This window comes from Staphylococcus microti, from assembly GCF_000934465.1.
In the GTDB taxonomy this organism is placed as follows: domain Bacteria; phylum Bacillota; class Bacilli; order Staphylococcales; family Staphylococcaceae; genus Staphylococcus; species Staphylococcus microti.
Window position 1 is genome coordinate 16,860 of record NZ_JXWY01000005.1, and the last position, 13,756, is coordinate 30,615.

Annotated in this window: 10 protein-coding genes; all 10 read right to left on the reverse strand. The window is 39.5% G+C overall.

Translation table 11 applies throughout. From position 1 onward, the window contains the following. Nucleotide 1: 1 nt before the first annotated feature. The 10 genes from uvrA to TP70_RS00930 all read right to left on the reverse strand — a co-directional run bounded on the left by uvrA (nucleotide 2) and on the right by TP70_RS00930 (nucleotide 13,659). Nucleotides 2-2,845 (reverse strand): excinuclease ABC subunit UvrA, encoded by a 2,844-nt coding sequence (gene uvrA / locus TP70_RS00885; RefSeq protein WP_044358661.1) that lies wholly within the window; start codon nucleotides 2,843-2,845, stop codon nucleotides 2-4. Between the two features lie 5 nt (nucleotides 2,846-2,850). Continuing rightward, nucleotides 2,851-4,833 carry an excinuclease ABC subunit UvrB gene (uvrB, locus tag TP70_RS00890; protein WP_044358663.1) on the reverse strand — a complete coding sequence of 661 codons (1,983 nt, stop codon included), beginning with the start codon at nucleotides 4,831-4,833 and terminating at the stop codon, nucleotides 2,851-2,853. A gap of 310 nt (nucleotides 4,834-5,143) precedes the next feature. Continuing rightward, nucleotides 5,144-5,383: a CsbA family protein gene (locus TP70_RS00895; protein ID WP_044358664.1), complete on the reverse strand. Its 240-nt coding sequence runs from the start codon at nucleotides 5,381-5,383 to the stop codon at nucleotides 5,144-5,146. Nucleotides 5,384-5,388: 5 nt separating this feature from the next. Next, complete coding sequence (locus TP70_RS00900; protein WP_044358665.1) at nucleotides 5,389-6,030, reverse strand: YfbR-like 5'-deoxynucleotidase; 642 nt, start codon at nucleotides 6,028-6,030, stop codon at nucleotides 5,389-5,391. 105 nt (nucleotides 6,031-6,135) lie between these two features. Beyond that, nucleotides 6,136-6,942 (reverse strand): CHAP domain-containing protein, encoded by an 807-nt coding sequence (locus TP70_RS11735; protein ID WP_084207625.1) that lies wholly within the window; start codon nucleotides 6,940-6,942, stop codon nucleotides 6,136-6,138. 185 nt (nucleotides 6,943-7,127) lie between these two features. Continuing rightward, a protein-coding gene (gene prfB / locus TP70_RS00910) for a peptide chain release factor 2 (protein WP_103369401.1) occupies nucleotides 7,128-8,250 on the reverse strand; the annotation gives its coding sequence in 2 pieces (ribosomal slippage) (nucleotides 7,128-8,177 and nucleotides 8,179-8,250; 1,122 coding nt in all). A 20-nt stretch (nucleotides 8,251-8,270) separates the two neighbouring features. Further along, complete coding sequence (gene secA / locus TP70_RS00915; protein ID WP_044358668.1) at nucleotides 8,271-10,799, reverse strand: preprotein translocase subunit SecA; 2,529 nt, start codon at nucleotides 10,797-10,799, stop codon at nucleotides 8,271-8,273. A 290-nt stretch (nucleotides 10,800-11,089) separates the two neighbouring features. After that, a complete protein-coding gene (hpf, locus tag TP70_RS00920) occupies nucleotides 11,090-11,650 on the reverse strand; it encodes a ribosome hibernation-promoting factor, HPF/YfiA family (RefSeq protein WP_044358670.1) in 561 nt (186 codons plus the stop codon). A 63-nt stretch (nucleotides 11,651-11,713) separates the two neighbouring features. Next, a complete protein-coding gene (locus TP70_RS00925) occupies nucleotides 11,714-12,130 on the reverse strand; it encodes a ComF family protein (RefSeq protein WP_156962250.1) in 417 nt (138 codons plus the stop codon). Between the two features lie 242 nt (nucleotides 12,131-12,372). Next, a complete protein-coding gene (locus tag TP70_RS00930; RefSeq protein WP_044358672.1) occupies nucleotides 12,373-13,659 on the reverse strand; it encodes a DEAD/DEAH box helicase family protein in 1,287 nt (428 codons plus the stop codon). Between the last annotated feature and the right edge of the window lie 97 nt (nucleotides 13,660-13,756).

Here is a 13,756-nt window from a genome sequence, read left to right on the forward strand (position 1 = left end):
TTTATCCCTCCATACGTGCTGTATCTCGTTCTAAAATACGTTTCAAATACTTACCTGTGTATGATTGTGGATTTTCCGCAATCTCTTCCGGTGTTCCAGTCGCAATAATCGTACCCCCGCCATCGCCACCTTCAGGACCTAAATCAATCAGATGGTCTGCTGTTTTAATGACGTCGAGGTTATGTTCAATAATAACAACTGTGTCACCATTTTCCACTAATTTGTTTAACACTTTTAACAAGCGCTGAATATCATCGACATGTAAACCTGTTGTCGGCTCATCTAAAATGTAAATAGAACGACCTGTTGATCGTTTGTGCAGTTCAGATGCAAGTTTCACACGTTGGGCTTCCCCACCTGAAAGTGTCGTTGCTGGTTGACCTAACGTAATGTAACCAAGTCCAACATCGACTAATGTTTGTAATTTGCGTTTGATCTTTGGAATATTTTCAAAAAACTGTGTCGCATCTTCAACTGTCATTGCTAACACATCCGCAATGCTTTTACCTTTGTATGTGACTTCAAGTGTTTCACGGTTGTACCGCTTGCCTTCACACACTTCACATGGCACATAAACATCTGGTAAAAAGTGCATTTCAATCTTGATAATCCCGTCACCTTTACACGCTTCACAACGTCCACCTTTAACGTTAAAGCTGAAACGTCCTTTTTGGTAACCACGTACTTTCGCTTCGTTCGTTGAAGCAAAGACATCACGAATATCGTCGAAAACACCTGTATACGTCGCTGGGTTTGAACGCGGTGTACGACCAATTGGCGATTGATCAATATCAATAATTTTGTCAATTTCTTCCATACCTGTTATATCATCGTGGTCGCCCGGACGTACTTTAGACTTGTTAATCGCTTTTGCTAAGGATTTGTACAACACTTCATTGACAAGTGAACTTTTACCTGAGCCTGACACACCTGTCACCACATTCATCACTGACAACGGAAAGTCTACATCGACATTTTTTAAATTATTACTGCGAGCCCCTTTGATTGAAATTTTACGGTCCGTTACTTCTCGGCGTTGTGGTGGCACTGGAATATACTTCGCACCACTTAAATATTGTCCTGTCAGTGATTTTTTATTTTTCATCACTTGTTTCGGTGTACCGCTCGCAACAACAGTCCCACCGTGTATACCTGCACCCGGACCAATATCCACAAGGTAGTCCGCTTCATACATCGTATCTTCATCGTGTTCCACAACAATTAATGTATTGCCTAAATCACGCATTTCTTTCAGCGTTTGAATTAAGCGGTCATTATCACGTTGATGCAAACCGATAGACGGTTCATCTAGCACATATAGAACGCCTGACAAGCGTGAACCAATTTGTGTTGCCAAGCGAATACGTTGCGCCTCGCCACCAGATAACGTCCCTGACGCACGATCTAAAGTTAAATAATCCAGACCAACATTATTTAAAAATGACAAACGGGCTGAAATTTCTTTTAAAATTAAACGTGCAATTTGCGCATCTTGTTCGGATAGCTCGATATTTTCATAATATGCGAGGGCTTCGCGTATGGATTGTGACACGACTTCGCCAATATTTTTTCCTGCAACATAGACAGAAAGTGCCTCTTTGCTTAAACGTTGCCCGTGACATGTTTCACACGGCTGTTCTGCCAAATATTTACGCATCATCTCACGCGTATATTCTGATGGCGACTCGTTAAAACGACGCTCAATGTTTGGTACAACACCTTCAAACGGCATTGTACGCTTGCGTTTGTCGCCTGAACGCGAATTAAATGTAAACGTAATTTCTTTATCGCCAGAACCGTACAAAATAATGTTTTGTTGGCGTTCAGTCAATTTGCCGAACGGTTTATCCATATTGATTTTATACACTTCACACACACGTTTTAACAGCGTTGGGTAAAAGTCAGAACTTTTAGGCTCCCACGGTAAAATCGCACCTTCTGCCAATGTTTTTGTACGATCTGGAATGACAAGATCGACATCAACTGTCAGTTTCTGACCTAACCCGTCACATGTCGGACATGCACCGAACGGACTGTTGAAACTGAACATTCTCGGTTCTAATTCGCCAATTGTAAAGCCACAAATAGGGCAGGCGTGCTTTTCAGAGAATTCGAGTGGTTCGCCACCAATCACATCGACAACCAAACGTCCTTCCGCTAATTCAAGTACCGTTTCAATCGAATCTGCCAATCGTGTTTCAATGCCTGGTTTAACAACGAGGCGGTCTACCACGATTTCAATTGTATGATTTTTATTTTTATCGAGTGCTGGCACATCGGTAATATCCATAATTTCACCATTTAAACGAACACGGACATACCCTTTTTTACTGATGTCCGACAATAACTTTTCATGCGTTCCTTTACGGTGACTGACAACCGGCGCAAGCAATTGAATCTTCGTACGTTCTTTCAATTCCATAATACGGTCTGCCATCTGTTGTACCGTTTGCGATTCAATTTCAATACCATGTTCTGGGCAGATTGGTTTCCCAATACGCGCGTACAATAATCGAATATAGTCATAAATTTCTGTTACCGTCGCTACTGTAGAACGTGGGTTTTTACTCGTTGTTTTTTGATCAATTGAAATCGCAGGCGAAAGCCCTTCAATCGTATCAACATCCGGTTTATCCATCTGTCCTAAAAATTGGCGTGCATACGCACTTAATGACTCAACATAACGGCGTTGCCCTTCCGCATAAATCGTATCAAAAGCAAGCGATGACTTACCTGAACCCGATAGACCCGTCATCACAATAAACTTATCTTTTGGTAGTTCTATATCTACATTTTTTAAATTATGGGCACGTGCCCCTTTTACTACAATTGATGGTCCTCTCATGCATGTCACCCTTCTGATTTAAGTTCAAATAATAAATCTCTCAATTCTGTTGCTTTCTCGAAATCTAATGCTTTCGCTGCTGCTTTCATTTCTTTCTCGATATTTTGTATCGTTTTTTGACGTTCTTTCTTCGTCATTTTCTTCGGTACTTCTTTGCGTTCTGCATCATTCGTCGTATCCGTTTCAACCGTAGCACTAATAACGTCATGAATTTTCTTATTAATCGTTTGCGGTATAATGCCATGTTTTTCATTGTATGCCATTTGAATTTCACGACGTCGTTCCGTTTCATCAATGGCCACACGCATCGAATCTGTTATCTTGTCAGCATACATAATCACTTCACCTTTATCATTACGTGCAGCACGCCCAATCGTCTGAATAAGCGAACGCTCTGAACGTAAAAAGCCTTCTTTATCTGCATCTAAAATAACGACCAATGACACTTCAGGAATATCAATACCTTCTCGCAATAAGTTAATACCAATCAAGACATCGTACGTTCCCATACGTAAATCTCGAATAATCTCGATACGTTCTAACGTCTTAATCTCGGAATGTAAGTAGTTAACCTTGACACCCGCTTCTTTCAAATAAGTCGTCAAATCTTCACTCATTTTTTTCGTTAAAGTTGTAATCAATACACGTTCGTTACGTTCCACACGCGTCTGTATTTCACTCAATAAGTCATCAATTTGATTTTTCGTTGGACGCACTTCAATTTTAGGATCTAACAAGCCTGTCGGACGAATGATTTGTTCAACCATTTCGTCCGTATGTTCTAATTCATAAGGTCCCGGCGTCGCTGATACGTACACGAGCTGATGTGCTTTTTCTTCAAACTCTTCAAACATTAATGGTCGGTTATCAAGCGCACTCGGCAAACGGAAACCATGTTCAACAAGCACACTTTTTCGTGCTTTGTCCCCATTGTACATCCCTCGAATTTGGGGTAATGTCACATGCGATTCATCAATCATAATTAACCAATCATCGCCAAAGTAATCAAGCAACGTGTATGGCGTTGAACCCAGTGGACGTAATGTTAAATGTACAGAATAGTTCTCGATACCCGAACAGAATCCCATTTCTCGCATCATTTCAAGATCATAATTTGTACGCTGTTCCAAACGCTGTGCTTCCAACAACTTATTTTCACTGCGTAGTTTTTCAAGTTGTGTCGCAAGCTCTTGTTCAATACGTTCAATCGCCACTTTCATCTTTTCTTCACGTGTAACGAAGTGAGAAGCTGGGAACAGCGCAAAATGTTCACGTTCACGCAGTACTTCACCCGTCAAATAGTTAATTTCGCTCACACGATCAATCTCATCGCCGAAAAACTCCACTCGAATACACAATTCATCACGTGACGCAGGGAAAATCTCAACAACATCACCACGCACGCGGAACGTCCCACGCTGAAAATCAATGTCGTTACGTGTATATTGCACATCGACTAACTTACGCAATAGTTCACTGCGATCCATCTCCATGCCCGCACGAATACTCACAACTAAGTCTTTATATTCTTCAGGATTCCCTAAACCATAAATACAGCTGACACTTGCAATAATAATGACATCATCACGCTCAAACAACGCACTTGTCGCTGAGTGACGCAATTGGTCAATCTCATCATTAATTGACGCATCTTTTTCAATAAATGTATCCGTTGATGGTACATACGCTTCCGGTTGATAATAATCATAATAACTCACAAAATATTCAACCCTATTTTCAGGAAAGAACTCCTTAAATTCACTATACAGCTGTCCTGCGAGCGTTTTGTTATGCGCAATGATCAACGTTGGCTTACCCGCTCGTTTAATCACATTACTCATCGTAAAAGTTTTCCCCGTCCCTGTGGCACCTAATAGCGTTTGATGGCGCTTGCCCTCTTGAATGCCTTGTACAAGCTCATCAATCGCGCGCGGTTGATCACCTTGTGGGTCAAACTGAGATACCACTTTAAAATCATGATGCTCCATGCACACTCGTCTCCTCATCTCATAATCGTACTGTTATTTTAACAAAACTTAAGATATAAATACAAACATCTGTTCGTTTTTCGATTTATTCATTTTAGTATACCCTTTTCTTCTATCGTGTCAAACGACAGCTTTTTCTGTTTGGGTTCATAAAAAATATTGACACACATTGGTATTGATATGAAAGAATCGTTTCTATTGCGAGACTCCATGCAGCATAAGCCGAAGCAAATAATAAAGAAACGATGGTACTAAAAAATACCGCTTAAAACTTATCATCGTAAGCTTTAAACGGTAAGTCAATCTAGTATTATCGTTCTTTGAAATCATCATAATAACGTGTATGCAATGTATCAACAATAATATAGCCCGCCAATATTGACACCACATCTATAAAAATAATCCATTCATTATGAAAAAATCCTTTATAAATTGAAGCACCAATAACGACAAGTGTCACGCACGTACCAATCCATTTGTTACGTGTAATTGCGCTTAATATAACGACTAACACGCATGGGAAAAAGGCTGCTAAAGCATACCATATCACGTTGATCACTGCTTTCTATTATTTAATATATGCATCGTTGTTTCACGTAATTCTGCACGTGGAATAAAGTTTTCTGTCAACATTTCTGGAATGATATTGTCGATGAAATCTTGCACCGCATGCAAATGATCAAACTGCATAATCGTCTCTAAACTCATCTCATAAATTTCAAAAAAGAGCGGTTCGGGATTACGTTTTTGAATTTCGCCAAATGTTTCATATAACAAGTCGATTTTGTCAGCAACGGATAAGAGCTGTCCTTCTAACGAATCATCTTTTCCTTCTTGCAAGCGTCGACGATAAATATCTTGGTAGCGTTCCGGAATTTCTTCAGAGATAAACGTATCCACCATCTCTTCTTCTACTTGTGAAAAGAGCTTCTTCAGCTCACTGCTCGCATACTTTACTGGCGTCTTAATATCACCTGTAAACACTTCGGCAAAGTCATGGTTGAGTGCTTTTTCATATAGGCTCTTCCAATCCACTTCTTTACCGTAATATTCTTCAACAGTCCCTAAATACTGTGCAATCTTTGTTACTTTGAAAGAGTGTGCCGCGACATTATGCTCAAAATATTTAAACTTGCCAGGTAAACGAATCAATTTTTCTAAATCTGATAGTCTTTTAAAATATTGGTGAACACCCATAATTCTATGTCCTCCTTCATACGTATCTTTATAGTTTATGATACTATAACACACTTTCTCACTTTCAAGCACATAAAATTATGAAGACCTTATAAATTCAAATACTTAGTAAATATATTGATAGGCGGTTGGATTATTAATAAAACGTGTACTGACAATCCCTTCTCCTTGCCAGTTCATCTCTGAAACACGAATCCCGTTACGATAACACGCTTCGACAATCGCAACATGACCATACGCACCTTCTTGTGAGACGAGAATCGCATTGACCCGTGGTTGATGAGAAACCGTATAACCAGCTTGTTGTGCATGCATCGCCCAATATTTGGCATCTACCCAATTATTCGGAATCGGACGTTGTCGCAGTTGACGCTGTTCAAATGCGTAAGCGGTACATTGCCCAGGCGTATATCCATTGTTGAATGACATGTCTTGTGACGAAACATCTGTATGTTGAAGTGAAGGTTCAAACGGCATTTCCATTGTTGGTGGTGATTGTGAAAAAGTTTGTGACATCGGTATCAATTGCGATAACGAAGGAGGAGTGAGATGTGCCATCCCTTTGTTAGAAACAGCAATATACTGTTGGTCATCACTTAGATTTAAAAATGGATTAAACTGTTGAATCGCATTGAGAGATAATTTTTGTTGTGAGAGAAAATCAGAAAGAGATTCATTTGCAGGCTTCATCAAAATGTCATCAGCGGGGAGTGTTAAAGTTTGGTGTGATTTAAAGTGTTCGTGTCTATCGTTTAAATGATTAAGTTGTTGAATACGCCGTGTCGTTGTCGCAAATTGTTGCGCAAGCTGGTAAATCGTCGTATCTTCAGAAAGTTCAACATGTTGCGTAGCTGCGGCTGGTGGTGACATTAAAGTAGCAATCAGTGGTAAGCTTAATAACAATACTTTCATCTCCTTACAAAATCATGCGTTCAGTATAGCATGTCATCTACAAGGAAAATGCATTGCTTTCAAATTGTGATGAAATTGAAATAACCCTACGTTATTTGAAAAACTGTATAAACAAATCGTGAAATGCGTTAAAAAAGGAAAACAAAAAACCTCCACAAATCTGTGAAGGCTTTTATTATTACTCATTACATCGAATCCGATGCTTCATTCATTTGACTGCGTAAGTATGCGTCAATAAACATGCCAATATCGCCGTCCATGACTGCATTCACATTCCCTGTTTCAACGTTGGTACGATGGTCTTTTACCATTGAATACGGATGGAATACATACGAGCGAATTTGACTGCCCCAACCAATTTCTTTCTGTTCACCACGAATTGCTGCTAATTCTTGCGCTTTTTGTTCCAGCTCAAGTTGATACAACTTCGCTTTCAACATTTTCATCGCTGCTTCACGGTTTTTAATCTGTGAACGTTCGTTTTGGTTGTTAACGACAATGCCCGTTGGATGGTGGGTAATACGAATGGCAGATTCTGTTTTGTTAATGTGCTGTCCACCCGCACCTGATGCACGGAATGTGTCCACTGTAATGTCATCTGGATTCACTTCAATTTCAATCTTCTCATTGTTGAACTCAGGAATGACGTCACAAGAAGCAAATGATGTATGTCTACGTCCTGATGAGTCAAAAGGCGAAATACGTACGAGACGATGCACACCTTTTTCAGCTTTCAAATAGCCATATGCATTGTGCCCTTTAATGACAAGCGTCACACTTTTAACACCCGCTTCGTCACCTGCTTGATAATCGGCGACTTCGACTTTGAAGCCTTGCTGCTCACAAAAACGTTGATACATACGCAACAACATATTCGTCCAGTCTTGAGATTCTGTACCACCTGCACCTGGATGTAATTCTAAAATGGCATTATTTGCGTCATGCTCGCCGTTAAGCAATAGCTGTAGTTCAAAGCGATCCAACTTCGGCGCGTAGTCACGCACGGTCTCTTCCAAGTCTGCTTTGATGTCTTCATCAAATTCTTCTTGAAGTAACTCATGCGTCGCTTCCATATCTTCAATATCTGCGGCAATATCGTAATACGTTGTTACAACAGCTTTCAACGCATTGTTCTGGTCAATCACTTCTTGCGCGCGTTGCTGATCATCCCAGAACGTTGGTTCCGCCATCATCTCTTCATATTCTTGGATATTCGTCTCTTTGTTTTCTAAGTCAAAGAGACCCCCTAAGTTGTTCTAGCTTTGATGCATACTCATCAATGTTGCGTTTGATTTCAGATAGTTCCATCCACTATCGCTCCTTTACACCTATTTACCATGACAGTTTTTATATTTTTTGCCACTGCCACATGGACAAGGGTCATTACGTCCTACTTCATCTTTTTTGACGATTGGTTGTGGTTTTACCTTTTCTTTACCGTCATTTGCTGAAAGGTGCTGACCTTCTAATTCTTTCGTTTTTTCACGTTGTACATCGTCATCAACTGAAACGATTGATTTCAAAATAAACTTGCTGACTTCTTCTTCAATACTTTGCATCATCGTGTCAAACAGTTCATGTCCTTCGTTTTGATAGTCACGCAATGGGTTTTGCTGACCGTATGAACGCAAGTGAATCCCTTGACGTAATTGATCCATCGTATCGATATGTGATGTCCAATGGTTATCAATGGTACGCAATAAAATCATACGTTCAAATTCTGGCATTTGTTCGCCTAACAATGCTTTTTGTTTTTCATAACCTTGTTCAACTTTATTCCAAATGACGTCATAAATGTCTTCATGATCTTTACCTTTTAGTTCAGAAACTTTCAAGTCACCTTCATGTAAAAAGACATCTTCCACATAGTGAACTAATGGTTCGTAGTCAGGGTTATCTTCTTCTTCGTTAATAAAGTATGCAATTGTACGTGTTAAAGCGGTCTTAATCATTGCGATAACAAGTGCTGAACTTTCAGGCTCATCAATGATTTTGTTACGCTCTTCATACATAATTTCACGTTGTTTTCTAAGTACTTCGTCATACTCTAAAATACGTTTACGTGCATCGAAGTTATTTCCTTCCACACGTTTTTGTGCTGATTCTACCGCACGTGTCACCATTTTAGACTCAATTGGTGTCGTATCATCCATACCTAAACGGTTCATCATTGATTTAATACGTTCTGAGGCGAAACGTACCATCAAGTCATCTTCTAAAGAAAGGTAGAAACGACTGTCCCCTTTATCCCCTTGACGACCTGAACGACCACGAAGCTGATCATCAATACGACGTGATTCATGACGCTCTGTTCCGATAACAGCTAATCCGCCTAATTCTTCTACGCCCTCACCAAGCTTGATGTCCGTACCACGACCGGCCATGTTTGTTGCGATTGTAACCGCACCTTTTTGACCTGCACCTGAAACAATTTCCGCTTCTTTTTCATGGTTTTTCGCATTCAAGACACTATGACGAATGCCACGTTTTTTCAATAGCTCAGAAATATATTCTGATGTTTCAACCGCAACCGTACCAAGCAATACCGGTTGACCTTTACGATGCTTTTCAATTACTTGTTCCACAACGGCATCGAATTTACCTTTTTGACTGATATAAATTAAGTCACTATGGTCCACACGTTGTACCGGTCGGTTCGTTGGAATTTGCGTAACTGTCATATTGTAAATGTTACGGAATTCTTCTTCTTCCGTTTTCGCTGTACCAGTCATACCTGCAAGCTTACGGTACATTCTGAAGTAGTTTTGGAATGTAATAGACGCCATCGTTTTCGATTCATTTTGAATTTTAACGCCTTCTTTCGCTTCAATCGCTTGGTGTAAACCTTCAGAGAAACGACGTCCTGGCATTGTACGACCTGTAAATTGGTCGACAATTAAAATTTCACCTTCTGATACCATGTAATCTACGTCACGTTGCATCGTGTAGTTCGCACGTAAGGCAAGGTTAATGTGGTGAATAATATCAACATATTTCAGATCGTATAAGTTATCAATCTTAAACATACGCTCTGCCTTATCAATCCCTTGTTCCGTCAATTGAATGTTACGTGTTTGTACATCGTAGTTATAATCTTCTTCAGATTTCAACATCTTCGCAAAAACATTTGCTTGTGTATATAACGACGTAGATTTTTCTGCTTCTCCTGAAATAATTAAAGGCGTACGTGCTTCGTCGATTAAAATTGAGTCAACCTCATCAATAATCGCAAAGTTAAGCGGGCGCATAACACGGTCTTCTTTGTAGTTAACCATGTTGTCACGTAAGTAATCGAAACCTAGTTCGTTGTTTGTACTGTACGTAATATCTTGTGCGTACGCATCACGTTTACCAGCTGTATTTAAACTATTAATATTAAGACCAACTGTTAATCCTAAGAAATTGTACAGTTCTTTCATCTCTTCACTTTGAACAGAAGATAAATATTCATTGACCGTGATGACATGCACACCACGACCTGTTAACGCATTTAAATACGTTGGCATTGTCGCAGTTAATGTTTTACCTTCACCAGTTCTCATCTCTGCAATATCGCCATTATGAATCGCAATACCACCCATAATTTGTACTTTATATGGAGACATGTTAAAGACACGCTTAGACGCTTCACGCACTAACGCAAAAGCTTCAGGTAAAATTTCGTCTAATTTGTTATTTTGTTTTTTGATGTCATCTATTTTTTGTAATTCTTCTTGAAATGTTTTTGTTTTTTGTCTAATTTCATCGTCCGTTAAAATTGCCATGTCATCTTCCAAAGCAATGACTTTATCCGCAATTTTGCCTAGACGTTTGACTTCTCGTTTGTTTCCGTCAACCAATTTGGATAAAATACCCATTTCGTTCGCTCCTTTAGCTTAAAACTCTGTCGCTTACAACAACAAATCATACCATTATTAAGTATACATTTATACCAATATACTCTTTCAAAATACCATTATAGCATGATATACCGCCGAACAACACGACGACGGGTTACCTATGTGACATAAATCACATTTTAACTGAAAACAACTTAAGAAAACAGCATAACAAAGTGATACGCAAGACCTATTTTAAAATAAACAAAAAAGCTAGGGTGCGCAGATTGCGATTGGCACCCTAACTCTCTATATAATGCTTGTTGTGATTATTCAGTTTCAATTAAACCGTATTTACCGTTTTTACGACGATATACGATGCTTGTGCCATCGGTATCACGGTCGTTAAATACGAAGAAGTCATGACCTAAAAGGTTCATCTGTAATACTGCTTCTTCTGGATCCATTGGTTTTAAGTGGAATGTTTTAGAACGAATGATTTCGATATCAGCGTCGCTTGCCGCTTCTTCTACATCTGGTTGTGTTGGTTGTGCATCTACAAAAATATCTTCTTCACTACCACGATCACGATGTTTACGGTTCACGCGTGTTTTATATTTGCGTACTTGACGCTCTAATTTACTGTTAATTAAATCAATACCAGCGTATAAATCATCATGACGCTCTTCTGCGCGGAGAGTTACATTTTTAAGCGGTATTGTTACTTCAATTTTAGTACTAGAATTTTGATAAGTTTTCACTTTTACGTGTGCTGTTGCATTTGGTACATTTGTGAAGTAGCGTTCTAATTTACCGATTTTCTCCTCGATATAATTTCTCATAGCATCTGTGATTGTGAGGTTGTCCCCATGAATTTCAAAGTTAATCATAGTGCTCGCTCCTTTCAACCTCTTTGTTATTATATTTCTTACTTATATTTTAACATGTTTACGCTAACGTGCAAACGTTAACATATCTAATTTTCTGACTTTTGATTGAAACAGCTTTATAGCAGCATTGTGCGCTGTTTTCCCCGTCGTGTAAATATCATCTACAAGTAAGATACTTTTGTTTTCGAGGTTTATTCCATCGCTAACATGTATCTCATTTGATATGCGAAATCGTTCTTTTTTCGTCAAATCAAATTGTTTATGGCGATTGGGCATCGTTAATATATCCTGAAACGCTATACCACGAGCTGTTAAGACGTACTTTACCGGATTAAATGTCCGTGCTTGATCATTCGATGGCGACGATGGAATTGGTATAATCCAATCATACGTCAACTGCGGCCAAATCATATAACGTGCAATGACTTCTGCAAGTGCGACATCTTTCATAAATTTATACTGTTGTATAAGTTCTTTCATAAAATTGGCATAACAAAATGGCGCAAAAATCTGATTGAATCGCACTGGACAGTCACTTAAATGTGCACATGTCATGCACTGTTCGTCCGTAAGACACCCTTTACAATATGGACAACGATTTGTTGAATCTAGCATGCATTCCGCCATATGTATACGACATCTTTCACATAAAAGATGTGGCCGTTCAAACAAATTGTGAAAGCTTAACATTTCTACAATATCTGTTCGACATACGAAACATTTCATCGTGTTATCCATCCCTTCTCAGCTGCCAAGTGGTTCATGCGTTTGATTTCTGAACGTGCGTGATACATGGCACGAGATCGTCCCTCATGATAAAACAATACGTCACCAGTCGGACATGTTGCTTTACGTCCAACACGTCCAGCAATTTGAATAAGTGCGGTCGACAAGTAACGATGGCTCTCCATAACCCAAACATCAAGTGCTGCCATTGTGAAACCTCTTTCTAATATCGTTGTTGTAAGCACAATTGTATAGTTCCCTGCACGTAGCGCTTCTACTTTCTCAAGACGTTCTGGATCTTCACTGTACACATAACACATCTTTGGCACATACCTTGCATATGTCTTATAAAACTGACGCATATCATCAATATCACTGAAAAAGAGTAATGTCGTCCGTCCTGCTGCTTGTTGTACCTGCATGTGTCGCAACAATTTCGATTGCACGCGATGATAACGCACTTTGAAATACTTAAACATCGGTACGGCAAGCGGATGACGATGAAAACGTGCAGGCAATGTGACGATATGTTGCTGTCCAACTTGACGTAGTAATGCTTGCGGAGGTGTTGCTGTCATATAAACGACACTGTTCCGTTCTTTACGCGCTTGTTGCAACGTATGCATTAATGTTTCATCCATCGACAACGGAAACGCATCTACTTCATCGACAAAGATAATATCGAAATGCTGTTTAAATCGATACAATTGATGAACTGTCGATACAATAAAATGCCCGTCAAAGCGTTGCTGACTTGCTTGATGTAGTACGTCGATCGCTTCATCACAAAACGCTTCACACAAACGTTTGCTCACTTCTATGACAACATCAACTCTAGGCGAGACAACCGCAACATTATCTCCACGTTGCCGTGCATAAGCGATTGCTTCAAAAATCATCTCCGTTTTCCCTGCCCCTGTTACGGCATGCAAAAGTAACGTTTCATAATTTTTTACAGCATGTAACACTTTATCAGACGCATACTGCTGTTGTTCGGACAAATGAAAAGGCAAATGATAACGCCCTTCAGAACGACTATTCACACTCTCTGTTAACCAAATACGGTCTACTGTCGACATTCTTCCCATCTGAAGACATCTTCTGCAATATGTCACAGCTGTTGAAGTTGTACATGATGTATATGTGTAAAAGTCCGTTTGACATCGTGTGCCACATTGCATACAACACCAGTCATCGTCTTTCTTTACTACACCGTATGACTCCGCATGTATTTTTTCTGTTGATAATTGCCCTTTGTCACTTATAAGCTGACCATGGCGCATGTATCATCCCCCCCTTTCACTTCTAATACACGTGTGACCGATCAAAATTACTTCTTGAAAAACGAAAAACCGCTAAAATTCTATTCATGAACTTTAA